This is a genomic window from Ralstonia soli (genome assembly GCF_023955655.1).
GTDB classification, from domain to species: domain Bacteria; phylum Pseudomonadota; class Gammaproteobacteria; order Burkholderiales; family Burkholderiaceae; genus Ralstonia; species Ralstonia soli.
In genome coordinates this window covers 462,931-486,525 of sequence record NZ_JAMXHT010000002.1, presented here as the reverse complement: position 1 = coordinate 486,525, position 23,595 = coordinate 462,931, and the positions used below count along the sequence as shown (strand labels likewise).

The 23,595-nt window shown below is 62.7% G+C and carries 21 protein-coding genes; 13 read left to right on the top strand and 8 right to left on the bottom strand.

The genetic code is table 11. The annotated features are described in order from the left end of the window. Positions 1 to 14: 14 nt before the first annotated feature. The 3 genes from NG900_RS06030 to NG900_RS06020 all read right to left on the bottom strand — a co-directional run bounded on the left by NG900_RS06030 (position 15) and on the right by NG900_RS06020 (position 5,238). Complete coding sequence (locus NG900_RS06030) at positions 15 to 1,097, bottom strand: T6SS immunity protein Tli4 family protein (protein WP_252677906.1); 1,083 nt, start codon at positions 1,095 to 1,097, stop codon at positions 15 to 17. Then, complete coding sequence (locus tag NG900_RS06025) at positions 1,094 to 2,668, bottom strand: esterase/lipase family protein (protein WP_252677904.1); 1,575 nt, start codon at positions 2,666 to 2,668, stop codon at positions 1,094 to 1,096. Before NG900_RS06025 ends, NG900_RS06030 begins: the two co-directional genes overlap by 4 nt. A gap of 95 nt (positions 2,669 to 2,763) precedes the next feature. Further along, positions 2,764 to 5,238 (bottom strand): type VI secretion system Vgr family protein, encoded by a 2,475-nt coding sequence (locus tag NG900_RS06020; protein ID WP_252677902.1) that lies wholly within the window; start codon positions 5,236 to 5,238, stop codon positions 2,764 to 2,766. 209 nt (positions 5,239 to 5,447) lie between these two features. Between NG900_RS06020 and tssB the strand changes: the two genes are divergently transcribed. From tssB to dbpA, 10 genes are all read left to right on the top strand, one after another. Beyond that, on the top strand, positions 5,448 to 5,966 hold the full coding sequence (gene tssB, locus NG900_RS06015) for a type VI secretion system contractile sheath small subunit (protein WP_252677900.1): 519 nt from the start codon (positions 5,448 to 5,450) through the stop codon (positions 5,964 to 5,966). A gap of 27 nt (positions 5,967 to 5,993) precedes the next feature. Next, on the top strand, positions 5,994 to 7,541 hold the full coding sequence (gene tssC / locus NG900_RS06010; protein ID WP_252677898.1) for a type VI secretion system contractile sheath large subunit: 1,548 nt from the start codon (positions 5,994 to 5,996) through the stop codon (positions 7,539 to 7,541). Positions 7,542 to 7,658: 117 nt separating this feature from the next. Beyond that, positions 7,659 to 9,005, top strand: coding sequence for a type VI secretion system baseplate subunit TssK (gene tssK, locus NG900_RS06005; RefSeq protein ID WP_252677896.1), 1,347 nt, complete (start codon positions 7,659 to 7,661; stop codon positions 9,003 to 9,005). Next, a complete protein-coding gene (locus NG900_RS06000; RefSeq protein WP_252677888.1) occupies positions 9,002 to 9,664 on the top strand; it encodes a DotU family type IV/VI secretion system protein in 663 nt (220 codons plus the stop codon). The genes tssK and NG900_RS06000 overlap by 4 nt, the downstream gene beginning before the upstream one ends. A gap of 11 nt (positions 9,665 to 9,675) precedes the next feature. Then, on the top strand, positions 9,676 to 11,391 hold the full coding sequence (locus tag NG900_RS05995; RefSeq protein ID WP_252677886.1) for an OmpA family protein: 1,716 nt from the start codon (positions 9,676 to 9,678) through the stop codon (positions 11,389 to 11,391). Positions 11,392 to 11,406: 15 nt separating this feature from the next. Beyond that, a complete protein-coding gene (locus NG900_RS05990) occupies positions 11,407 to 11,892 on the top strand; it encodes an Hcp family type VI secretion system effector (RefSeq protein WP_252677884.1) in 486 nt (161 codons plus the stop codon). Between the two features lie 109 nt (positions 11,893 to 12,001). After that, positions 12,002 to 14,704: a type VI secretion system ATPase TssH gene (gene tssH, locus NG900_RS05985; protein ID WP_252677882.1), complete on the top strand. Its 2,703-nt coding sequence runs from the start codon at positions 12,002 to 12,004 to the stop codon at positions 14,702 to 14,704. Continuing rightward, positions 14,701 to 15,135: a type VI secretion system baseplate subunit TssE gene (tssE, locus tag NG900_RS05980; protein ID WP_252677873.1), complete on the top strand. Its 435-nt coding sequence runs from the start codon at positions 14,701 to 14,703 to the stop codon at positions 15,133 to 15,135. Before tssH ends, tssE begins: the two co-directional genes overlap by 4 nt. Before the next feature lie 337 nt (positions 15,136 to 15,472). Continuing rightward, complete coding sequence (locus NG900_RS05975) at positions 15,473 to 15,658, top strand: hypothetical protein (protein WP_252677871.1); 186 nt, start codon at positions 15,473 to 15,475, stop codon at positions 15,656 to 15,658. Positions 15,659 to 15,671: 13 nt separating this feature from the next. Further along, positions 15,672 to 17,069, top strand: coding sequence for an ATP-dependent RNA helicase DbpA (dbpA, locus tag NG900_RS05970; RefSeq protein WP_252677869.1), 1,398 nt, complete (start codon positions 15,672 to 15,674; stop codon positions 17,067 to 17,069). Positions 17,070 to 17,089: 20 nt separating this feature from the next. Here dbpA and NG900_RS05965 read toward each other — a convergent pair whose 3' ends face one another. Continuing rightward, entirely contained in the window at positions 17,090 to 17,839 is a 750-nt protein-coding gene (locus NG900_RS05965) for an SDR family oxidoreductase (RefSeq protein ID WP_252677868.1), read from the bottom strand. 99 nt (positions 17,840 to 17,938) lie between these two features. On the opposite strand from NG900_RS05965, the gene NG900_RS05960 reads away from it, so the two are divergent. Beyond that, a complete protein-coding gene (locus NG900_RS05960) occupies positions 17,939 to 18,835 on the top strand; it encodes an AraC family transcriptional regulator (RefSeq protein ID WP_252677866.1) in 897 nt (298 codons plus the stop codon). Positions 18,836 to 18,878: 43 nt separating this feature from the next. Here the strand turns inward: NG900_RS05960 and NG900_RS05955 are convergent, their stop codons facing one another. After that, positions 18,879 to 19,580 carry a hypothetical protein gene (locus tag NG900_RS05955; RefSeq protein ID WP_420804127.1) on the bottom strand — a complete coding sequence of 234 codons (702 nt, stop codon included), beginning with the start codon at positions 19,578 to 19,580 and terminating at the stop codon, positions 18,879 to 18,881. Positions 19,581 to 19,706: 126 nt separating this feature from the next. Further along, positions 19,707 to 20,279 carry a DUF4337 domain-containing protein gene (locus tag NG900_RS05950; protein WP_252677862.1) on the bottom strand — a complete coding sequence of 191 codons (573 nt, stop codon included), beginning with the start codon at positions 20,277 to 20,279 and terminating at the stop codon, positions 19,707 to 19,709. Positions 20,280 to 20,465: 186 nt separating this feature from the next. On the opposite strand from NG900_RS05950, the gene NG900_RS05945 reads away from it, so the two are divergent. Further along, a complete protein-coding gene (locus NG900_RS05945) occupies positions 20,466 to 20,990 on the top strand; it encodes a cupin domain-containing protein (RefSeq protein ID WP_252677860.1) in 525 nt (174 codons plus the stop codon). A gap of 11 nt (positions 20,991 to 21,001) precedes the next feature. Here the strand turns inward: NG900_RS05945 and NG900_RS26595 are convergent, their stop codons facing one another. Further along, positions 21,002 to 21,124 (bottom strand): hypothetical protein, encoded by a 123-nt coding sequence (locus tag NG900_RS26595; protein ID WP_289813672.1) that lies wholly within the window; start codon positions 21,122 to 21,124, stop codon positions 21,002 to 21,004. Between the two features lie 302 nt (positions 21,125 to 21,426). Between NG900_RS26595 and NG900_RS05940 the strand changes: the two genes are divergently transcribed. After that, the gene (locus NG900_RS05940; protein ID WP_252677850.1) at positions 21,427 to 22,305 is read left to right on the top strand and encodes a 2-hydroxy-3-oxopropionate reductase; all 879 of its coding nucleotides are present in this window, start codon (positions 21,427 to 21,429) and stop codon (positions 22,303 to 22,305) included. 73 nt (positions 22,306 to 22,378) lie between these two features. On the opposite strand, the gene NG900_RS05935 is transcribed toward NG900_RS05940, so the two are convergent. Further along, the gene (locus NG900_RS05935) at positions 22,379 to 23,488 is read right to left on the bottom strand and encodes a porin (RefSeq protein ID WP_252677848.1); all 1,110 of its coding nucleotides are present in this window, start codon (positions 23,486 to 23,488) and stop codon (positions 22,379 to 22,381) included. Positions 23,489 to 23,595 lie beyond the last annotated feature (107 nt).

The following is a 23,595-nucleotide window of genomic DNA, read 5'->3' as shown; positions in this document are numbered from 1 at the left end:
GCATTCCTGCGCCATCAGAATGCATTGGGGCGTGGACGCAACGTGCGTGACACCGCATCCCAGAGCGCCACGGCCTCTGGATCTGAAAGCGAGGCTTTAGGGATGGCATCGCCTTCCACTAGAAAGGTCGAGTACCCAGACGTCATGTCCAACACGATGCGTGGAGCGTTCATGCTGCCCCGATAGTTAGCCTCCAGTGAGAACAGATGTCCATGAACTTCATTTGTGGTAAGCCCACTCGCCAACGCCTCGTCAGCCTTGATGCCACTATTTGAAACAAACGAATCGAGGCGAAGAATGCGCCCGTTCGCGGCTTTGAGAGGTTCCTGAACCGCAGGAGTCTTGGCACGTGAGATAAGCGTATCGTTACTCTGGTCGATGGAGCTCTTCCAGTCGAACATGACGTCGGGCTTGCTCGGTAGCGCAAAAGCCGACGTAATCACTTCGTCCTCAGAGATCGCCTTGCCTAGAAAAAAGCCTCCAAAAAAACAAGCCCCCGGTTCAGTCGGAATTACATCCTCCGCGCGTCCTTGCAGGCGATCGATCAGGTCGAAAGCGAGATGGAGTTTCTCGGGAATGTCATTGGGTGTGCCCATATCCTTCACCCAGGATTGATCTTTATCCACCGATTGTGTCCAATCAGCGCCCTCGATTTGCAGACTGATCCGATAACCTCGGTCCCATTTGTAGGCCTCAATCACACGCTTTGCGTCACTTGATGCCCCAGGATCGCCAAGTGAAACAAAATACTGCGTATGCTCCGCGCCGTGCACCTTTCCTTGGTCGAATAGAAAGCGTGAATAGCCGAGCAAACTCTTCATTGATTTCAGCTCGGCCTCACGTCGACGCATTTCCAGTTCGAAAGCGCGCTGAGGCTGAGGCTTCGACTCAATCTCAACCCCATTGAGTTTGGCAGAACCAACAGCCTGCACGTTTGCGGGCAGATCGATCAAGTATCGCCCCACGCAGTGGGGTTGCATGTTCGTTGTAAGTTCGTGGACCACGGTCTTCTCCTGTTCTGTAAGCGGCGGCACCTTGCTGCCACAGGCGGACAACAATGCGAGGCAAAGTAGCCAGCCAGCTGTCATGCGTTTCATCGGGTGTACTCCATGGGGGTGCCCTTGACATTGCCAATAATGCGTGCCACGGCCCACAGTGCGAAATGACGGCAAGCGGTCGGCTTGTAGGCACCCTCATGATCCACGCCGGTGAATGCGACGCACGCCTTGGCGTACTGAGCCGGGGCTCGCCCAGAGCGGATGGGCACGGTACCGTCACCATTCTCTGCGGGAGATCGCAGAGTGAACTCCTCCATACTGCTGGCGAGAAGCTTTGGGTTCTCTGTCAGCAACTGAGTGCCGACGCGGTTGTCATCGACAAGAGCGAGGTCCAGCGGTGCAACAACCGGCTTGGGCTGCGCATTACGAAGGTGTGGCCTAAGCGTGCGCGCCCAAATTACATCCCCCCAAGTCTTGTGCTTGGTGTCGTCACCGTAGAAGGCATAGGTTTGCGGGTGATAGCGGCGACTGATAGCGTCATGAAACTTGCGGACCTCCAGATTGATTAACTCCACATAGCTTTTCCAATCCTGCTCAATCTGTCGCTTGGTCTTGTCCAGCGGATTGAGCAAGGAGTCGTCAATCAACCCCCACCATTTCCCGCGTTGGGTATAGATTTCCGTGTACGGATCGCCTTTTTGCGGCAAGTGCACGAACTGACCCTCCGCGCTCTGAATCTGCAGCCAGCCGTCGCCATACTCTGTGCTTGGCAGCAGTTGCAATGGCCCGGCCGACTGCCCAAAGACCGCCGTGATCTCATTGGCGTTTTCGCCCAGCACTTTACGTGCAAGGCCTGAGCCTTCCCAACCAGCCTTGACGCGACTGTACGCCGTAGCGGAACCCGTGGTGGGCATCACGCTGTGGAGGATGCCGAGGATTTTCTCGCGGTATCCGCGCACCTCGGAGCAATGTCGGGCTACCAGCCCGCCCATGGAGTGGGTGACGACAATCACCCTCTCGCAGCGGCGGCCGGCATTGCGGTAGCTCGCCATGATCCGATCGATTTCGTTCGCCAGATGCTGAGCAGAATCGGCGTTTGATTGCAGCCAGTTGTAGCCAACTGCGTGAACCGGCAACTCATACCGGTATGACAGAGCCACCTCTTGGTCTGTCAGCGGCGTCTGTCCTGGAGCAACTGGTTTCTCAGTCAAGCTCTTTCGCACACCCTTGCGGCCATACTCAGTGCCAGCCGTGCAGTCATTCAGGGCATTTTGCAGCCAGACCAACCAGTCGCCATAGCTAGTCCTCGCCACTGTGCCCCACCCCCGCCTCCTCTTTTCGGCATCAGTCAGGGACGTGCCTTCAGGAAGTTTGCCGCCGTCGAATACCGTTGTTTTCTTGGGGTCGAGCAACTCCTTGCGTTGCGGCGCTTTTTTGAAGAGCCACGAACCCATTCCCGCCTCGCTGTTGACAACCCAGACCTCTTTGTTCGTCTCTTTGTTTTTCAGATTGCTCCCCATCACCCCCGGCACAAAGATGACCGGAATGACGCGATCCGGCGGCACATGACACACCGCAATGCTGTCATCCGATGGAGACGTGACGGAATGAAACTCCACCGCGCCATCCTTGGCGATGGTATGAGGAAGAATGCGTTCTTCGGTTGCCATCTGGGCGTGCTCCGGTTCGCTTGATCTGGTTCTGGTTTGATTCGTTGACGTTGGCCTGAAAACTGCCGACGTTGGCGCTTGAATGTCTGTGCGTCCTACTCCGGATCGACACGTAGTCGCAGACCATCTACGAACAGACTCCTCTGCAAGCCGGTCTTGCCCTCTGCGTCGGTAACGCCGCGAATAATGCTGCCGTCCTCTCGTACCACTGAGAATTTCCGGTTAGCCATGGGTTTTCCGTCGTATGGCCACCGCAGGACAAACTGTTCGTCAAACTTGGCATCCTTCCAGGTATTCATCTCCTGGCCCAGCGAGGCTGGCCCCTGCCGGCCGAACCCATTGGACTTGATCGTGCGCTCACCACGAGTACCGTCCTCGATACCGGTAGCCGACATGCGCAGATATGAGCCACCGCATTTAAGCAGCAGCTCCTCCTTGGCCTCGATGACAACGCGCCCATTGGCGCTAGTGACAGTCACGTTCTGATCTGCAAGCAAGCGCACCTCATCTCGCTGCGCCTGAATCTCGACCTTGCCTTTGGCGGCGACAAGCTTGATGCCGAGCTTTTGCGCGAGCATACCGATGCACTCACCCGCCGCGACAGTGAAGCGCTTAAGCACGCTCACGTCGGCATTGCCACCCGCCGTAGCGATCAGGTTGTCATTGGCGGTCAATTGCAGGTCGGCGCCGGAGACCAAGGCCATTCCTGACGGGGCGCTGGCAAGCATGCCTGCACGCTTGAGTTGATCGAGCGTGTCATTCAGAAGCGATTTTTGACGGGCGTAGTCGGCAGCAACGGCCTGAGCTGCATTGGCTGCCTCGGCTAGTGATTCGCTGATTTGCAGTGCCTGTTGCAGCAAGCTGTGGGCTCGCTCCATGTCGAGCTGCGTACCACTAGCCCCGGGCCGATCGTCAGCGGAGATGAACAGACCTTTGCCACCCCGAATCGCCCCCCAGCCCGACGTCCGCAGCTCAAACCCCTCCCCCCGCTTCTCCCGCCGCCCATTGACCATGTGCCCCAGCGTGAGCTGACTCTTCCCCGAATGCTCAGTCGATAGCTTGACGTGCTCCTCCCCTGCCCAGTCCTCCATCTGCAACTTGTTGTCGCTTTGCGTGCGGATGACGTTGCGTGACAGCCAGCGGTCCTGATTCGTGATCAGGTCTGTCTGCTGGCTGTTGTGGTGGAACTGGCTGATGTACGGCTTGTTGGGGTTGCCGTCGCGGAAGGCGATCACCGCCTCGGTGCCATCCAGCGCGGGAAAGTGGAAACCCGTTTGCAGCCCACCCGCAAACGGCTTGGCCAGCCGCAGCGGCACGCTCTCGCCGCCGGGGTTCCATTCGTCGAAATCGCAATCGAAGCGCACGACGTAGTGCCCTTGCTGCGTGAGGTAGGCGTATTTGTACTGGCCGGGCGAAGTCACGCGCGCGCTCAGCGTACCGTTGATCTTCGGCCAGGCGCGCTCTTCCACCGGTAAGCGAAAACGCCGGTCGGCCGGAATGGCCCGATACGTGTTGCAGTAGGCCACGTCGCGCGCGCCGCTGTGGGTGACTTCAATCACCACCTGACCGTTTTGCGCGTCGGGCTGGTCCACATCCAGGTGCAGCACGCGCCCGGGGCGCAGTTCCAGCACGTTGCCCTGCCCCTCGTACACCACTTGCCGGGCGATGGCGGCTTCGTGGCGCAGTTGCGCTTCCCACTTGGCACCGTCCTGATCGAGGTGATGTGTGCCGTAGATGTAGGGCTGCCCGAAAGTCGTCGTGTCCTTGCGCGCGATGTTGGCGTCGGCCTTGATGCGCTCCCATGCCTGGGCGGGGTTGTAGTCAGCCACCAGAAACGATTCAGGCACCGTCTCGGTGTGCGTTTGCAGGGCGAAGATGGCTTCGATACCCGCCTCCAACCCCGCCGTTTCGCGGTACGGGACGTTGAGTTCGGGCTGATATTCGTAGTGGTCGACGTCATCGGCGAACACAAGCACGTCGCCGTGCTTGCCGGCCTGGAAGTAGCTGTAGATGCCCTCCTGCTCCATCAGCACGCGGATGTACGGCCAGTCAGCCAGTTGGTGCTGAAAGCGGAAGGCGTGCTGCGGATACTCGCGGCGAAGCTTGAACTGGAACTGGTGCCCCTTGAAGCCGTGCCGGCGCAGGATGGCATCGATGATCTGCGGCGCACTCTGGTGCTGGTAAATGCGGCTGGTGCGCGTGAGCCGCAGACGGGCGATGTGCGCCTCGACGACGATGCGATAGCTGCTGAAATCCGCCGTGGTCTTGAGCTTGGAAAAGCGCGTGATGCAGCCGCAGAAGGTGCGCGGTTCAGCGCCATCCGCCGCGTCGATGGTGAACGTGGCGTCGTGGCCGAGGTAGTCGGAACGTTGCAGGTCAGCGGGGTGGGTGAGCTCAATGCTGATGCGGTAGGGCTCGCCCATGCGCTCCACCGCCTCGAACGAGACAACGGATAGCGCGATGCCATTGGCGGGCCCTTGCACATCGAGGTGATACGGCTGGCGTCCGGTCAGGATTTGCGCTGCAGTGCGCGTGCTGATTGCCGTTGGATCCGCCTGCCAATTCGTCATTGTTTTTCACCCTTTTTCCCGACTCACGCATTTGCGTTTGGGAGCGGACGATAAACAAGTTTTCTCGTTAGGTGAACAGCAATCGATCAACAATTCTAAAGTCACATAATTTGACAAGCGTCTGATTTACGCCTGATTTGGCGGCGTGATATCTGTATAAAAATACAGTTGATTAGTATTTTTTAACTCTGATCTAAGCGAGATAGAACATGGCCGAGAGCTTCCAGAACGAGGTGCCAAAGGCACGCGTCAACATCAAGCTGGACCTTCACACAGGTGGGGCGCAGAAAAAGGTTGAGCTGCCGCTCAAGCTCTTGGTGATGGGCGACTACAGCAACGGCCAGAGCACCGCGCCCCTGGCCGAACGCACCAAGGTTTCGATCGACAAGAACAACTTCAACTCGGTGCTGGCGGAGCTCAACCCCAAGGCGAAGCTGGCGGTCGAGAACACCCTGGCGGGCGACGGCTCCGAGCTGCCGATCGACCTGGACTTCAAGTCGATGGACGACTTCAAGCCCGACGTCGTGGCAGGCAAGGTGCCGGAACTGCGCGCACTGATGGCCGCACGCAATCTGCTGCGCGATTTGAAATCCAATCTGTTGGATAACGCTACATTCCGTCGCGAATTGGAAAAAATCCTGAAAGACCCGACGTTGTCCGATCGTTTGCGTGCCGATTTGCAAAAAATCGGTGAAAACACGCCGTCAGTTTCTAACAATCTCCAATAAATCCGCTGTTCTTGAGGTAAATCAAACATGGCAAAACAAGAAAACAGCCAATTCGAATCTGGTGCAGCGGAAACGGTGGTGCTGGATGCACCCGGCAAGAGCGTCTACGAGGCCCTCTGCGAGAAAATCAACCTGACGCCGGTCACGGCCACGCGTCCGTTCGAATCGTTCCAGAGCGCGGATGCGTTGTCGGAATCGTCGCTGGACGAGCGCGTTGCACAGGCGATGAACGTGTTCCTGAAGATGATTCAGGAGTCGTCGCAGCAGGTGGACCGTCTGGACAAGAGCCTGCTCGACTTCCACATCGAGAAGCTGGACCAGCAGATCAGCCGTCAGCTCGATGCGATCATGCACGACGCCCAGTTCCAGCAGATTGAATCGGCTTGGCGCGGCCTGAAGTTCCTGGTCGACCGCACGGACTTCCGCAAGAACGTCAAGATCGAGCTGCTGGACGTGTCGAAGGATGCGCTGCGCCAGGACTTTGAAGACACACCGGAAGTCATCCAGAGCGGTCTGTACCTGCACACCTACATTCAGGAGTACGACACGCCGGGCGGTGAGCCCATCGGCGCGCTGATCTCCAACTACGAATTCGACCGCGGCCCGCAAGACATCGCGCTGCTGCGCAATATCTCAAAGGTGTCGGCTGCGGCCCATATGCCGTTTGTTGGCGCGGTGTCGCCGCAGTTCTTCGGCAAGGAGTCGATGGAAGAAGTGGCCGCCATTCGCGACATCGGCAACTACTTCGACCGCGCGGAATACCTGAAGTGGAAGAGCTTCCGCGATTCGGACGACGCGCGCTACATCGGCCTGACGATGCCGCGCTTCCTGGCGCGTCTGCCTTATGGCCCGGAAACGGTGCCGGTGCGCGCGTTCAACTACACGGAAGCCGTCAAGGGGCCGGACCACAGCCGCTATCTGTGGGCCAATGCCGCGTTCGCCTTTGCCGCCAACATGGTGCAGAGCTTCATCAAGAACGGCTGGTGCGTACAGATTCGCGGCCCGCAAGCGGGTGGCCTGGTGGAAGACCTGCCGATCCACCTGTATGACCTGGGCACCGGCAATCAGGCGAAGATCCCGACCGAGGTGCTGATTCCGGAAACGCGCGAGTTCGAGTTCGCCAACCTGGGTTTCATCCCGCTGTCTTACTACAAGAACCACGACTTCGCGTGCTTCTTCTCGGCCAACTCGGCGCAGAAGCCCACGCTGTATGACACCAAGGAAGCGACCGCCAACAGCCGCGTCAACGCACGCCTGCCGTACATCTTCCTGCTCTCGCGCATCGCGCATTACCTCAAGCTGATCCAGCGCGAAAACATCGGCACCACCAAGGACCGCCGCGTGCTTGAGCTGGAGCTGAACACGTGGATCAAGACGCTGGTGACCGAGATGACGGACCCGGGCGACGATCTGCAAGCCTCGCACCCGCTGCGCGAAGCCAAGGTGATCGTGGAAGACATCGAAGACAACCCGGGCTTCTTCCGCGTGAAACTGTTCATCGTGCCGCACTTCCAGATCGAAGGCATGGACATCAACCTGTCGCTCGTCTCGCAGATGCCGAAGGCGAAGAGCTAAGCCAGCCGGCCACGCTTCCAATCTGTCGCAGTTGTGCCGCGCGGTGCCAGTCCAGGCGCCGCGCGGCGGTATTCATGCGAAGCGGGCTCGCACCCGCTCGCACGCTCCATCATCACAATGAAGATCACCAGACCGCTGTGGGCACAGGGCATTTTCATGACGCCCCAGCACTTCCAGCAACAAACCCTGTGGAACGGCTTTGCCGATGAGCGCATCGCGCGGCTGGCGTGGCCAGACCCATGGGGTGTGCGCCGTGTCGACGTCGATACCCATGCATTGGCCATCGATCGGCTGCAATTGACAACACTGGATGTGCGCCTGCCCGACGGTACGCTGGTCGATACGCAAACCGCTGACCTGCTGCCAACCGCGCGCAGCCTGGGCGATGTACCAGCGTCGGTTGACGCCATCGTCGTGCTGGCCGGCCTGCCATTGATGGACGCCCAAGGCGGCAACTGCATCGAGGCCGGTCAGAAGCCCGCGCGCCCACGCCGCTTCGTACGCGAGTACCGGGAAGTGCCCGACCTCAACGGCGAGGGCCACGAGGAGATCAGCGTGGAACGGCATGCGCTGGCCCTGCTGTTCGACTTTGAAGCACACGAGGATTACGTCACCTGCCCGATCGCGCGGCTGGTGCGCAACACCCAGGGGCGCCTCGAAGTGGACACCGCCTTCGTGCCGCCCTGCCTGTTTCTCTCTGCCAGTGCGCGCTTGACCGAGCGCATGCAGCGCTTGTCGGACATCCTCAGCGCCAAGAGCGCCAGCCTTGCCGTGCGCCGGCGCGAGCGTTCTGATCAGATCGCCGATTTTGCCGTGGCCGATGTGGCGCTGTTCTGGCTGCTGCATAGCGTCAACAGCAGTTGGCCGGAGCTGGCGCGCCTGTGCGCCGCGCCCGAGCAGCATCCCGAGCGTCTGTACGCGGTGCTCGCACGCCTCGCGGGCGCGTTGCTCACGTTCTCCACCACCGAGACGCTCAAGGCCATCCCGCCGTATCAGCACGCTGCGCCGGAGCCGGTGTTTGCAGCGCTGGAAGATCTGATCCGCGCGCTGCTCGATACCGTCGTCCCTTCGCGCGTCGTGCCGATTGCGCTGGAGCGCATCAAGCCCACCGTGTGGACGGGCAAGATCCACGACGAGCGGCTGGTCGACGGGGCGGACTATTACCTCTCCGTGCAATCGGCCCTGCCGGCGCATGCGCTGCTCGAACAGTTCCCGCGCCTGTGCAAGGCCGGCGCGCCGGACGAGGTCGAGCAGATCGTCAACTCCGCGCTCACCGGCATTCCGTTGCAGACCATGTCGCGGCTGCCGGCGGCGATTCCCGTGCGGATCGAGAACCAGTATTTCGCGCTCGACCGCGCGCACCCGGCCTTCAGCCGCATGCTGGACGCGCGCGCGTGCCAGTTCTATGTGCCGGCATCGGTGCCCGATGTCTCGCTTGAACTCTATGCCGTTCTGCCGGCATGACATCCATGACCGTTGCCTCTTCTTCCCCTACCCTGTTGCCGCTCGCGCTGCGTGATACGGCGCTCACTGTCGCGCGCCTGGCAAGCGCCGCACAGCCGGATGCATTCGGCACATTTGCTGAACGTTGCGACGCGCAAATCGCCCAGTTGCGCGCCGAACTCGCTGCCGCGGGCTGCGCAGCAGACGTGATCGACGATGCGGTGTACGCCCAATGCGCACTGCTGGACGAAAGCGCCCTCAAGTATCTGCAAGGGTTCGACCGCGACGCCTGGGAGCGCGAGCCGTTGCAGGTGCGGAATTTCAATAGCCACGACGCTGGCAATGCGCTGATCCAACGCATCGAACGTCGCCTGGCCGAGCCGCAACCGGTCTTGCCGCTGCTGGCCATCTTCGGCGCGGTGCTGGGCCTGGGCTTTCAGGGCAAGTTCGCCCTGCACGGAGCCGAACCGCGTGCGGCCTTGATGCGCGCCGTCAACGAACGGCTGGGCAGGGCAGACCACGGCATGACCGACACTGTGCTGGTGCGGCAAGGAACCCCACGCCGCTGGACTGGCTTGTCACCACTCACTTGGGTGGTGCTGGCGTGCGTGGTGTCCGGTCTGTTCTATCTCGGCGCGCAACACTGGCTGAGCGCGTCGATTGACGCATTACCGCACTGACGGGGCCACGCTTGACTGGTTATCCGTATCGCACCGTGTTCGTGTGGGGCGCAGTGCTCGCGCTGTTCTGGCTGGCGGCGTGCTCGCCCTGGTCCGTGGCCTGGAACCTTGGCATCGGCACCGCTGTGGCGCTGGTGGCCTGCATTGCGCTTGCCGCCGCAACACGACGCATCCGCGCTGGCCGTGCAGCCAGCCGGCAGGTGCTGTCCGCCATGGACAGCGCCCTCCGCACGCTGCCCGGCAACATTCGGCGCAACACACCACTGGTGCTCGCAGTCGGCGAATCCAGCGGTGTATTGGCTCGCGCGTTCGGCAACGACGTCGTGCACGTCACAGATGTGGCCATCTGGGTGCGTGTGGAGGACCCGGTCCAGCTCAAGTACATCGCAGACGCCCTCAAACGCTGGCGAGAAGGCCAAGGGCCAGACGCCGTGGCGTATCTGGTCGACACTGACAGCACTGTCGATGCCGCTACCCTGACCGCCGCAACCCTCCGCTGGCGCACTGCCGTGGATGAAACGAGCCGTGCCGTCGGGTATGCGCTGCCGGTTTGCGTTGCGGTCTATGCGGCGGAATCCGCTGTGTCTCAATTACCGTGTCCGTGGTTTGGACTGTCCGGCGTGCTGCCTTCACAACGGAGTGCGCTGACCGATCAGATTGCCGCTTCCGCACTCGCCCATGCGCGGTGGGTTGCGCAAGGCGAACGCGCGCGATGGGCCTACCGTGTCGCGCAACTCGACGCCGCCGCGCGATGGGCGGCCGGGGCGCTCTTGCCTGGGCTGACGGACAGCGGGCGCGGCACACGCAGCGTCAATCTTGTGGCTTTCGGTGTGACGGCCGCACAGGGCGCTGTTTCATCAGACTCTTTGGTGGGCCACTATGCGAATGCCATCACCGGGCTGAAGCAGCCATCGCTCACGGCCGCACACGCGCGTCTGCCGTTGCCCGATGCGTTGCTACGCGGGATTGCCCTGCAACCCATGCAGCACCCCCTGCCACGCGCACTGGCACACGCGTTCGTTGGCCTGGCGGTGGCGCTCTGCGCGGCGGCAGGCGCCTCTGCATGGCAAAACCGCGCGCTGGTGGCACGCATTCAGGCGAACATGATGCGTTATCAGGCCGTTCCACCGGAACATGATGCCGCACGCTCAGATGCGCTCTCCGCCCTCCGCCGTGACCGGACCGAACTCGAACGCTATGCGCGCAGCGGCCTGCCGCCCCGGCTGAGCCTCGGATTCTATCGGGCGGGGGCATTGCTGCCGACGCTGAACACGCTGATCGCCAGCTACCAGCCGCCCGAACCGCCGCCGCCCATGATCGAACTGAACGGCCTGTCGCTGTTCAAGACCGGCAACGCGCAACTCAACCCGGGCTCCAACCGGGTGATGTTCGGCGCGCTGGAGATGATCAAGGCCCACCCCGACAAGCGCGTATTGGTGGCCGGACACACCGATTCCACCGGCAACCCGGCCAACAACATGAAGCTGTCAGAAGCCCGCGCCGCGTCCGTGCGGGACTGGCTGGCCGATGCGTCGGGCATTCCGCTCTCGCACTTCGCCATTCAGGGCTACGGCGACACGCGCCCCAAGGCCCCCAACGACACCGACGCGGGGCGCGCAGCCAACCGCCGCGTCGAAATCACGCTCATCCCCGACTGCCGCAGCGATGGAACAACTGCGCGCGCAACCCATTCCCCCCCAGGCCAACCGGCCTGTTCATTCGAGTAGAAGGAGCTCTAAGCAATGGCAATTCCGGCATACATGTGGATCAAGGACGATGGCGGCGCCGACATCAAGGGTTCGGTGACGGTGCAAGGTCGCGAGGGCAGCGTGGAAGTGGTGGCGCTGGATCACAGCGTCAACATCCCCACCGACGGCAACACCGGCAAGCTGACCGGCACGCGCGTGCACAAGCCGATCACCTTCACCAAGGAAACCGACGCGGCCACGCCGTATCTGTACAAGGCCGTCACCAGCGGCCAGACGCTCAAGTCGGTCGAGATCAAGTGGTACAAGATCGACGATGCGGGCAAGGAGAAAGAGTACTTCAACACCAAGCTCGACAACGTGAAAGTCGTGGCCGTGCGCCCGAAGATGCTCGACATCAAGAACCCGGCGTTCGAAAAGCACAACCACCTGGAAGACGTGGAACTGCGCTACGAAAAGATCACGTGGTCGTACAAAGACGGCAACATCATCCACGCTGATAGCTGGAACGAACGCGCGTAACGCCTAGTTCGACACCGGCACCCGCTGCAGCATGCGGGTGCCGCTTTTTTTACGCCAGGCTGCTTTGGCTTGTTCCCGCCTGCATTCACTTTTGCCGCCCTCTTTCGCCATGACCGCCCGCGATCTCTCCCCGTTCCTGCGTCGACTCAACCCGCACTGCGCCCAAGCCCTTGCCGATGCGGCAAGCTTGTGCGAAACGCGCGCCCATCGGGACATCGAGGTCGAGCATTGGCTCATCAAACTGCTGGAGCAAGGCGAAGGCGATCTGGTGGCGATCGTGCGCCGCTATGAACTGGACACCGATGCCATCTGGAACGGGCTGCTCACTGCCATTGAGCGCCTGCCGCATGACTTGCGCGGCAAGCCGAGTCTGTCGAACCGCCTGGGCCAATTGCTGGAGGCGGCATGGGTGCGTGCCTCGCTGGAAGAAGGCCAATCGGCCATCCGCTCGGCGCATCTGTTCGCGGCGTTGGTGGAGTCGCCCAGCCTGCTGCGCGCGCCGGATGCCTGGCCGCTGCTGTCGGTGTCGGCCACCCAGATCCAGCGGCTGATGCCGGAGCTGGACAAGATTTCTACCGAGGCGCCCAAGACGGCGCCTGTGCAAGACACCACCCCCAACATAGCGAAGTCTGCATCGGCGCAATCGGCCAGCACCACGCCATCCACGCCGCTGCCCGGCCAAGCCGACGTCAGCGTTCTGCAACGCTTCACCATCGACGTCACGCAAAAGGCACGCGACGGCCGCATCGACCCCGTCTTCGGGCGCGATATGGAGATCCGCCAGATGATCGACATCCTCATGCGCCGTCGCAAGAACAACCCGATCCTGGTGGGCGAACCCGGCGTCGGCAAGACGGCGCTGGTGGAGGGACTAGCCCTCAAGATTGCGGAAGGCGACGTGCCGGCCGTGCTCGCCAACGTGGCCGTGCTCACACTCGACCTCGGGCTGCTGCAGGCTGGCGCGGGCGTGAAGGGCGAATTCGAGCAGCGGCTGAAGAACGTGATCGAAGCCGTGCAGCAGTCGGCCACGCCGATTCTGCTGTTCATCGACGAGGCGCACACGCTCATCGGCGCGGGCAACACGGCGGGTGGGGCGGACGCGGCCAACCTGCTCAAGCCGGCGCTCGCGCGCGGCGAGTTGCGCACCATTGCTGCCACCACGTGGTCCGAATACAAGCAGTACTTCGAGCGCGACGCCGCGCTGGAACGTCGCTTCCAGATGGTCAAAGTGGACGAGCCGGACGACGACCACGCCTGCCTGATGCTGCGCGGCCTGAAAGATCGCTACGCCAAGCACCACAACGTGCACATCACCGATGCTGCGGTCACGGCGGCCGTCAAACTGTCGCGCCGCTTCCTGACCGGGCGCCAGTTGCCGGACAAGGCCGTCGATCTGCTCGACACTGCCGCCGCCCGCGTGCGCTTGGGGCTCGAATCCACGCCCTTGGCCATCAGCCAAGTCGAAAGCGAGTGGGCTGCACTCGGTGTGGAACGCCAGGCACTGCTCGCGGACGAGGGTGTGATGGCCACGAATGTTCGGGAGCGATTGGCCACCATCGAGGCGCGTCGCAACGCCTTGCATGCGCAGCTTACAACGTTGCAGTTGACGGTGGCCCAGAAGCAGGATGCCGCACGCGCGCTGGAACGCTTGCGCGAAGCCTGGCAAAACGCCCCCGATGAATCGGCCCGGCGTGATTTGGAGCACGCCATCCGGGCACAGCGTGCCGCGTTTGTCGAGCAAGCCGACACGGCGGCGTTGGTGCCGCTGGAGGTCAACGCAGGCGTGATCGCGCAAGTCATTGCGGACTGGACGGGCGTGCCTGTCGGCAGCCTCCTCGAAGATGAACTGGCTACGCTGCTGGAATTGGAGGCCCGCCTTGGCCGCGTGGTGATTGGTCAGGACGCGGCGCTTGCCGCGCTGGGCCAGAGCCTGCGTACAGCCAAGGCTGGGCTCAAATCCGAAGATGCACCGCTGGCCGTATTCCTGCTCACGGGCCCTTCCGGCGTGGGCAAGACGGAAACCGCACGCGCACTGGCCGACCTGATGTTCGGCGGCGAGCGCTCGCTCGTCACGATCAACCTGTCGGAATATCAGGAAGCGCACACGGTGTCGCAACTGAAGGGCTCGCCGCCGGGCTACGTCGGCTACGGGCAGGGCGGCGTATTGACCGAAGCCGTGCGTCAACGTCCCTACAGCGTGATCCTGCTCGACGAAGCGGAGAAAGCCCACCGTGACGTACTGAACCTGTTCTACCAAGTCTTTGACCGTGGCTTCATGCGTGATGGCGAAGGCCGCGTGATCGACTTCCGCAACACCGTGATCCTGATGACCTCCAACCTCGGTAGCGAACAGATCATGGCGGCGCTGGAGGCAGGGGCCCAAGCCGGCAGCGAAGTCACCGGCGGCATGCTGATGGAAGCCATCCGGCCGCTGCTAACCGAACACTTCCAACCCGCGCTACTTGCCCGTTTTCAGACCATTCCGTTCCGCCCGCTCTCAGCAGAGGTATTGGGCCGAATCGTGCGGATGAAGCTCGACAAGGTCGCTGAGCGCATTGTCCAGCGTTTCGGGGCGCCATTCATCTACGAAGACGCGATCGTGGAGCGGTTCGTGCAGGCATGTCAGTTGCCCGACTCCGGTGCCCGCAACATCGATAGCCTGCTCGATCAGCAGATCCTGCCCGTGCTCGCCCGTGAATTGCTCCTGCGCGATGGCAGTCGCACTAAACTCGCCACAATTCGGCTCTCTCTTGATGAGGTCGATGGCATGGCGGTGAGCTTCGATGAGCATCCCATTGAAGTCGCAGCATGACGCGCGGTGGACCAGGGCTGTTCGAGGCAATCACGGGGCACTTTGCGAATGGGGCCCCAATCGACGCGTTTGATGAGGCAACGCAGACATTCCTGTCTGTACAAGACAACATCCAACGCATTCTGAACAGCCGTCGCGACAGCCTCGCGCATGTACCTGACTATGGGCTGGGCGATCTCTCGAAAGTGTATCGGCACCTGCCCGCATCTGCGCACACGCTCAAGCGGGAGATCGAATCGACACTGCTTGCGTATGAGCCGCGGCTGAAATCGATCGATATCGAAATCGACGAACCCGAGCCGGGAATGCTGTTGAGTTTCACGATGAGTTGCCATCTACAGCAACTTGGGCTTGTCAGGTATGGCACGCACTTCATGCCGGACGGGGGCACGCGGCTGCAATTGCTCAAAGCGGAACTGGACCGAGGTTGAACCCTCCTGCGATCACTACGTGATGAAACGTGATGGATCGCGATGCGCCATGCTGGGCGCCAGCACGACCTCGGCGCGAAACCAACCGGATCTGGCCGCCTTCGGTATGGCGGGATGTGGGGAGTGACGGCGGAAGGTATGATGCCGCCATGCTGATGCGCGGCGTAACACCCCGACGACTCGCTGTTCAATCCACATCGCGGCGCCCGCACTATGGCTCGCTCGTAGCCAGGTTTGTGCCGAAACTCTTTTACCATTGCGACCTCGATCGCGGGTGCGCCTCCCCGATTCACCCCGAGCATCACCCATGACGCGCCCGAATCATCCGGAGAAAACCATGTTCACCTGCATCAACCAGAGCTGCGGCACGCAGTGGGAGCCGTCCGACGTCGTCATCAAGGACGAAGGCCAGGGGCCGCTGTTCCGCTGCGCACTGTGCGGCGCGCGCAACTACGTCAAGCGCATCGAAACCAAGGACGGCACGGTCGTCTACAAGCAAATCGAAGGCAAGCCGCTCAACTGATCCAACGCACCACATGACTATCGAACCGACCGCTGCGCCCTTCAGCACCCTTGCGCTCGCCCCCGCCGTGCTCGCGAATCTCGCGCAGCTCGGCTACACCGACATGACGCCGATCCAGGCCGCCAGCCTGCCGATCGCCCTTGCGGGCCACGACCTGATCGCGCAGGCAAAGACCGGCAGCGGCAAGACCGCAGCGTTCGCGCTCGCGCTGCTCGCCCGGCTCGATGCACGGCGCTTCGATGTGCAGGCGATGGTGCTCTGCCCGACGCGAGAGCTTGCCGATCAGGTCGCGCAGGAGATCCGCCGTCTCGCGCGCGCCGAGGAAAACGTGAAAGTGCTGACCCTCTGCGGCGGTACGCCGATGCGCCCGCAGGCGGTGAGCCTTGAGCATGGCGCGCATGTCATCGTCGGTACGCCGGGGCGCATCATGGATCACCTCGAACGCGGCAATCTCGCGCTCGGCGCGCTGAAGACGCTCGTGCTCGACGAAGCGGACCGGATGCTCGACATGGGCTTCTTCGACGACATCGCTACGGTCGTGCGCCAATGCCCACCCGAGCGGCAGACACTGCTGTTCTCGGCAACCTACCCGGAGGGGATTGCGAAGCTGACCCGGCAGTTCCTGCGCAACCCGAAGGAAGTGAAGCTCGAAGAGCGCCACGACGACAGCAAGATCCGCCAGCGCTTCTACGAGGTAGCCGATAACGAACGGCTGCACGCGGTCGGGCTGCTGCTCAAGCACTACCGCCCCGTCAGCACGCTTGCGTTCTGCAACACGAAGCAGCAATGCCGCGACCTGCTCGACGTGCTGCGCGCGCAGGGTATCCATGCGCTCGCGCTACATGGCGAGCTGGAGCAGCGCGAACGCGATCAGGTGTTGATCCAGTTCGCGAACCGGAGTTGCTCGGTGCTGGTGGCAACCGACGTCGCCGCGCGCGGGCTCGACATCGCGCAGCTTGAAGCGGTGATCAACGTCGACGTGACGCCCGACCCGGAAGTGCACGTGCACCGGATCGGCCGCACAGGCCGTGCCGATGAGAACGGCTGGGCGCTGAGCCTGGCGAGCATGGACGAGATGGGGCGTGTCGGCAACATCGAGGAGGCGCTCGGACGCGAGGTCGAATGGCATCGGCTCGACGAGCTGGACACCAGCAACGACGGGCCATTGCTGCCGCCCATGGAAACGCTGCAGATTCTCGGCGGACGCAAGGACAAGATCCGCCCCGGCGACGTGCTCGGCGCGCTGACCGGCGACGCGGGTTTCCGCGGCGACCAGATCGGCAAGATCAACGTGACCGAATTCTCGACCTACGTCGCGGTCGAGCGCGGCATCGCACGCGACGCGCTGCGCAAGCTCAACGCAGGCACGTTGAAGGGCAAGAAGGTCCGGGTCCGGTTGATGGACGAGTGATGCCGACTGTCCCCATGCCGCTACATTGACGTGGCCTGGACCAGCGCACGCGCATCCGCGCCAGCAGCGAAGTGAAGCCGATCTGATGCATCGTTCACGGCCTGCCAGACCACTTCGGCCACGTCTGCCTCGGTGGTGACCGCAGCCGGATTTGCGAAGGCGCTGAAGATCGGTTGCGCAAACGCGGCATACGCCTCGGGAATCAACCCCTGCATGCGCGCACCACCGTTTTCAGCAAATCGCGTGGTCGGCGCATAGCCCGGCTCAACCAGCTTGACGCGAATGCCAAAGGCCGCCAGCTCGAAAGCCACGGAACCCGTAAGCCCAGCAATGGCGGTCTTGCTGGCGGTGTAGACGCCGGCCAGCGGCATCGCGGCAAGTGTCGCGCTGGAAGTCACGTTCACGATCACGCCCGATTGCCGGGCACGAAATTGCGGGATGACCGCCTGCATCATCGCCATCACGCCAAAAGTGTTGGTTTCGAACACCTCGCGGGCGGTGTGCATCGACGTGGCCTCGAACGCACCAACCACGCCAATGCCTGCGTTGTTGACGAGCACGTCGATCGGGCCGGCTGCGCCGATTGCGGCGGCGATGCTCTCAGGCGAGGTGACGTCAAGCGGAAGCACGCGCAGTCGCTCGGCTTGCGGCAGGATATCTTCGCGCGGAGTTCGCATCGTGGCGATCACGTGCCAGCCCTTGGCCAGGAAAAAGCGGGCGGTCTCCAGGCCATAGCCTGATGAGCATCCGGTAATCAGTACGGTGTCCATGCTGTCTTGCTCGGGTGGTGGATGGTGATGTCACGATAGCGGCCGAGGCTTGGACTTTCTATAATCAGAAGTCCATTTTTTATTATCAAGAGTCCAGCCGTGGTGGATCCGTTATCTGAAGTCATCACCTTGCTTCGTCCCCGCACGGTGTTCAGCAAACTCATTAGCGGAGCCGGCCAGTGGGGCATCCGCTACGCCGCGTTTGAGCAGCCGAGCTTCTGTACTGTCCTGGAGGGCAGTTGCCTTCTGGCCGTCGACGGGCAGGAGGCCATCACGCTCAAGGCGGGCGATTTTGTGCTGATGCCGGCAACGCCTGGCTTTGTCATATCGGGCTTCGACCCGGTAACGCCGGAGCACGTCGACCCCAAGGTGATGCCCGCTCCAACCGGGGAAGTCCGGCACGGCAGGCGCGGTGGTAGACCAGACGTGCGCATGCTCGGCGGTGCCTTCGTGTTTGACTCACCCGATGCGGCGTTGCTGGTATCGCTGCTGCCGGTTCTCCTGCATGTGCGCGGTGTCGACCGGCTTTCCGTGCTGACCCAGCTCGTCAGAGATGAGTCGTTGGCGCAGCGTCCGGGCCGCGATCATGTCTTGGTCAGGCTGGTAGAGATCCTGCTGGTCGAAGCGTTGCGCTCGACCGCGAACAGCGATGCACCCGTCGGTATGCTCCGTGGCCTGGCTGACGTCAGGCTGGCCACAGCGATGCGGCTCATGCACAGCGACCCGTCTCGCTCATGGACCGTCGATGCACTCGCCAAGAAGGCCGCGCTGTCGAGGTCTGCGTTTTTCGATCGGTTCACCTCTGCGGTGGGGCTTCCGCCCATGGAGTACCTGCTGGCCTGGCGCATGGCACTGGCCAAGGACATGCTCCGGCGTGGTGATGTGGCGATCGCGGCGGTAGCTGAGCGCGTGGGGTATGGCTCCGCAAGCGCGTTCAGCACAGCATTCAGCCGGTACGTCGGGCATCCGCCCGGCCGCTATGCGCGTTTGCATTGACGCAACGAGATGAACAATGGGACCCTGCCGGAGTCCGTAATCGTCACTTCTTCGCCGGCGCCTTGCACAAGCCCTGGTTGTAGAGGATTGCCTTGCTGGTCGACGCGTAGTTGTCGGCGTCGCACGGCGGCAGGAAGCTCGAGTTGTCTTTCTGCATGCGCACGGCAACGGTATCGGACAGCACCGCCAGGCATTGCGCGTTGTCACCTCGGTGGTACTCCGTCACGGCCAGGTCGCTTCGGGCCTTGTCGCGCTCGATCCAGTCCATGAAGGTGTCGCATTCGGAGAGCAGCGCCCGCAGCGTCGTGCGGGCGGCGTCGTAGTTCTTGGCGGCGTATTGCTTGTGCGCCTGACCGACGCGCGCCTGGCGCTGGCGATCCGTACAGGCAGCCGGCGCACGGCGGTACTCGCCGTCGAACATGGCGCGCATGCCGCAGAACTCACGGCAGGCGTCGGCGGTGGCAGATGAATCCAGCTTGAGCGCACCGTTGCCGCCCGATACGGCGATGCGGCACTTGCCCTCGTCCTTGTCCACGCCGATGCGGCCCTGGAACGTACCGTCCACCGCGCACGTGTGGCAGTTGCCTCCGATGGTGGTGATGCTGAAGCTGTTGCCCTTCACGGTGAGCGCGCCGCTCGCGCTGCCGCCCAGGATGTAGACGTACTCCCCTGGCTCGACCGCCGGGCCGGCCGCCATGGCCCATGCGCTGGCCGACAGGCCCAGGATCATCAACGCGCGCCGCATCCGTATTCCGAGTGTCATCGTGTTCGCTCCAGATTCACGGAGGCGGGCGCCCCCTGCAAGAGCGCCATTCTGGCGGCTGCGCGCGGTGTGGCGCAACCGCTAGGCGATGCACGTGTGTGTGTCGACTCAGATATGCAGCATTGCGAGCACAGCCAATACGCCCCCGACCGCGCCCACGCCGTACGAAAGCGCCTGCAGCCAGCGCCGCCGCGACAGCAGCGTAATGGCCGCCAGCGCAATCGACACCTGGATGGCTACCACCGCCTGCGCCCACCGGTGGTGGTGGTGCACGGCCAGTTCGCTGGCGTCATCGGCTTCCTTGGCCTGGCGCTCCTGGTCTTCGGCCTGGCGGCGGATGTCCTCCTTTTCGGTGGCGTAGCGCTGGGCATCGCGCTTGGCGGCCGCCTGATCGGTGCCGGGCAACTGGGCGGTCAGCTCAGCAATCGCCTGCTTCTGCCCCTTGGCTTGGTAGTAGGCCCAGCGGTTGGCAGCTTCCGTCTTGTGGATGGCGGCTTCGTTCTTGGCGAGCAGCGCGGCGTTCTGCGTGGCACCGCCCTGGTAGCCGAAGATGGCGCCGGCCGTGGAAAGAATGGCCGTCATGACGGCGATGCGGCCGGCAAAGCTGTCGGCGTGGCCGCTTTCCGCGGCGTGCTCCAGCACGTGATCGTGCGCGCCGTGCACGTGGAATCCTTCGGACATGGTGGCTCCCCGGTGTGAGTCTGGTCTTGTGTGATCATGCGCCCCGTCAGGCGCGGCCCCCACAATGCATGGACTCACGCGGAAAGGCAACGCTGCACGATGCGGCCGCCCAACAAAACCGGTACGCCGCGTGTCTTCTGCAATACTGAGCTTGACCTATCGCCTTCAGAAAAGCCGAGCCTTGTCATGCCCACCGCTGCCGCCCTGCGCCTCATCCACCGCCTCGGTCTCGAACCGCATCCGGAAGGCGGCTTCTATCGCGAAACCTATCGCAGTGAGGAACGCGTCCAACGCGGCATCCCTGCCGTCGAACGTGCGGCTGCCACCGCCATCTATTACCTCCTGGCGGATGACGCATATTCCGCCTGGCATCGGATCCAATCGGACGAGTTGTGGCACTTCCATGCAGGCGACTCACTCAATGTGCATGTGTTGGAAAACGACGGTACGGTGCGCACGCATCGCCTGGGCCATGCGGCCGACGACGAGATGACGGTGTACCAGGCGGTGGTGCCGGCAGGCCGGTGGTTTGCCGCCGAACGCGTGGCCGGCGGGCACGGCTATTCGTTGGTCGGCTGCACGGTCGCGCCGGGGTTTGAGTTCAGCGAATTCGAACTCGCTGACGGCGGCGTGCTGCTGGCAAGTCATTCTGCACATGGCGATCTCATCCGGAGGTTGCTGCCCAAGCCTGCGGTGCCCGCAGCGCACTAGGGCGGCACGACTTAGCACCACACCACGCTCTCGTAGCCGACCGTGCGGCGGTAGACGCTCATGCCCCGCCACGTGCTGTACTCCATGTACGCGCATGTCAGGACGACGATCCAACTGGCTGCCGTGGTGGACATATCCCCTCCCATCCCTACCTTCCCGATCGCTCTGATCGGCACGGCTTCAGTCTATGAAGGGGCCGCGCAAAACCATTGCGCGAACAATGACGCTTCTTGGCGCTTATTTCCGGACCTGGTTTCCGGATGGGCATCGCGCGCCGCAGAAACCCGTACGGTGCCGGTCCAAAGCATGCTCGAGCGCACAGCGCGGCGACCGACTAGCCTGCGCCGGGGTATCTGATCTACGCTTGTCACAAGCGCTGCGGCGTGACGGCATCTCCCCTTTCACACTCAAACAGACAAGCCTTCGGAAAACCATCATGGCAACCATCGGATTCATCGGCCTGGGCATCATGGGCGCCCATATGGCCCGCAACCTCCTCAAGGGCGAGCACACCCTGATCGTCAGCGGCAAGCATTCCGTGCCTGAGGATCTGCGCGCACGCGCCACCGTCGTCGCCAATTCAGCCGCCGTGGCGCAGGCGGCCGACATCGTCATCGCCATGGTGCCGGACACGGCGGACGTGGCCAACGTGCTGTTCGGTGAAGACGGCGTTGCGCAGGGCCTGTCGGCCGGCAAGCTGTTCATCGACATGAGCTCGATCTCACCCATCGAAACCCAGGCCTTTGCCAAGCGCATCGAAGCACTCGGCGCCGATTACCTGGATGCGCCCGTTTCCGGCGGCGAAGTCGGCGCGCGCGATGCCACGCTCACGATCATGGTCGGTGGCAAGGAAGCAGCGTTCGAACGCGCCAAGCCGCTGTTCGCGCTGATGGGCAAGAACGTCACCCATGTGGGCGAATCCGGGGCCGGGCAGACCTGCAAGGTGGCGAATCAGATCATCGTGGCGCTGACCATCGAGGCAGTCGGCGAAGCGCTGCTGTTTGCATCCAAGGCCGGCGCCGATCCGGCGCGCGTACGCGAAGCGCTGATGGGCGGCTTTGCCTCGTCACGCATTCTGGAAGTGCATGGTGAGCGCATGATCAAGCGCACGTTCGATCCGGGTTTCCGCATCGAGCTGCACCAGAAGGACTTGAACCTGGCCCTGGAAGGCGCACGCAAGCTCGGCGTTGCCCTGCCGAACACGGCCGGCGCGCAGCAGCTCTTCAGCGTGTGCGCGGCCAACGGCGGCAAGGCGTGGGACCACTCGGCCATGGTGCGCGCGCTCGAACTGATGGCGAATCACACCGTCGCCTGATCGCACAAAGGCAAACGCGGCGTCGCCAGATTTCTCCGGCGACGCCGCGTTCGTTGGTCAGTGCATCAGGGTGTCAGAACGAGTGGTGCACCCCGGTGCTGACAACGATCTGGCTACGGTTGGCCGACACGCCCACACCGTTGATGGCCGCCGACGGCGCATCGCCCGATGCGCGCTGATACGTTCCCTGCAGATACACCTGCGTGCGCTTGGAGAACGCGTACACGTTGCCCACGTTGAGCATGTTCCAGCGCGCGCCTTCGTACTTGCTGAAGCCATAGCCCACGTTGAGCGTGTTGGCCGCGCTGTAGTGCCATGCCGTACCCAGGTCGACGTTCTGCGCGCGGGCATTGGCGCCGCCCAGCGTGATGCGCGTCTGCGTATAGACGGCATTGATCTGCACCGGCAGGCCGCTGAATTGGTACAGCGTGCCAGCGCCGAACGACTTGACCGAGCTCATCGGCGTCATCACGCCCGGCACCAGCGTCGTGCCCAGCGTGTTGGTGATGCCCAGACGGCCGGCGATGTCGAGCGCACGGTCATTCGATGCCGTGTACGCCGCAGCCGCGCGGAAACCGCCGTTGGTGTAGTACGCGCCCAGGCTGTAGCTGCGGCTCTTGGACGGCGAACCCGGCACCTCGCCAAAACCGTACATACCGCCCAGTTGCAGCCCGCCGAAGACCGGCGAGACGTAGCGCACAGCGTTGTCGATCTGGAACTGGTTGGCCAGGTTGTCGAAGTTGCCCGGGTGGAACAGGTAGAAGTTGGTGAGCTGGAAGCCGTTGCTCAGGCGGCCGAGGTAATCGAACATGAAGTCCGCCTGGTGGCCGAGCTGGATGTTGCCCAGACGATCGTTCGTCAGGCCGACCCACGCGGCGCGGTTGAACAGCTTGCCCGACACCACGCTGTTGCCGGTGTCGCCCAGGAAGCCCGATTCCAGCTGAAAGATGGCTTGCGTGCCGCCGCCCAGGTCTTCCGAACCACGCAGGCCGAAGCGGTCCGGCTGCATCGTGCCCGGGTCCATGCGCAGGGCGGAGCCGCTGTTTGCGCCGCTCTTGAGGCTGTTGATGTAGGCCACGCCTTCATCGATGCTGCCGTACAGCGTCACGTTGCTCTGCGCGGCAGCCATGGTGGACGCCGTCGCCAAAGTCATCGCCGCAACGGCGAACAGGGTTGTCTTCATTTGCTGCTTCCTCCGCTGGCCAAGGTATCCGCCCCGCCAGTTGTTATCGCCGCCTTGATGGACGGGCTGGTTGTGCGCGTTTCGTATACGAAACGGTGTTTAAAAAA

Coding starts and splice junctions, on each gene's coding strand:
- NG900_RS05975 (WP_252677871.1), top strand. CDS start 15,473: ATGTTCACCTGCATCAACCAGAGCTGCGGCACGCAGTGGGAGCCGTCC.
- NG900_RS05955 (WP_420804127.1), bottom strand. CDS start 19,580: ATGCGGCGCGCGTTGATGATCCTGGGCCTGTCGGCCAGCGCATGGGCC.
- tssC (WP_252677898.1), top strand. CDS start 5,994: ATGGCAAAACAAGAAAACAGCCAATTCGAATCTGGTGCAGCGGAAACG.
- NG900_RS05950 (WP_252677862.1), bottom strand. CDS start 20,279: ATGTCCGAAGGATTCCACGTGCACGGCGCGCACGATCACGTGCTGGAG.
- NG900_RS26595 (WP_289813672.1), bottom strand. CDS start 21,124: ATGTCCACCACGGCAGCCAGTTGGATCGTCGTCCTGACATGCGCGTAC.
- NG900_RS06025 (WP_252677904.1), bottom strand. CDS start 2,668: ATGGCAACCGAAGAACGCATTCTTCCTCATACCATCGCCAAGGATGGC.
- dbpA (WP_252677869.1), top strand. CDS start 15,672: ATGACTATCGAACCGACCGCTGCGCCCTTCAGCACCCTTGCGCTCGCC.
- tssH (WP_252677882.1), top strand. CDS start 12,002: ATGACCGCCCGCGATCTCTCCCCGTTCCTGCGTCGACTCAACCCGCAC.
- NG900_RS05945 (WP_252677860.1), top strand. CDS start 20,466: ATGCCCACCGCTGCCGCCCTGCGCCTCATCCACCGCCTCGGTCTCGAA.
- tssK (WP_252677896.1), top strand. CDS start 7,659: ATGAAGATCACCAGACCGCTGTGGGCACAGGGCATTTTCATGACGCCC.
- NG900_RS05940 (WP_252677850.1), top strand. CDS start 21,427: ATGGCAACCATCGGATTCATCGGCCTGGGCATCATGGGCGCCCATATG.
- NG900_RS05965 (WP_252677868.1), bottom strand. CDS start 17,839: ATGGACACCGTACTGATTACCGGATGCTCATCAGGCTATGGCCTGGAG.
- NG900_RS05935 (WP_252677848.1), bottom strand. CDS start 23,488: ATGAAGACAACCCTGTTCGCCGTTGCGGCGATGACTTTGGCGACGGCG.
- NG900_RS05990 (WP_252677884.1), top strand. CDS start 11,407: ATGGCAATTCCGGCATACATGTGGATCAAGGACGATGGCGGCGCCGAC.
- tssE (WP_252677873.1), top strand. CDS start 14,701: ATGACGCGCGGTGGACCAGGGCTGTTCGAGGCAATCACGGGGCACTTT.
- NG900_RS06030 (WP_252677906.1), bottom strand. CDS start 1,097: ATGAAACGCATGACAGCTGGCTGGCTACTTTGCCTCGCATTGTTGTCC.
- NG900_RS06000 (WP_252677888.1), top strand. CDS start 9,002: ATGACATCCATGACCGTTGCCTCTTCTTCCCCTACCCTGTTGCCGCTC.
- tssB (WP_252677900.1), top strand. CDS start 5,448: ATGGCCGAGAGCTTCCAGAACGAGGTGCCAAAGGCACGCGTCAACATC.
- NG900_RS06020 (WP_252677902.1), bottom strand. CDS start 5,238: ATGACGAATTGGCAGGCGGATCCAACGGCAATCAGCACGCGCACTGCA.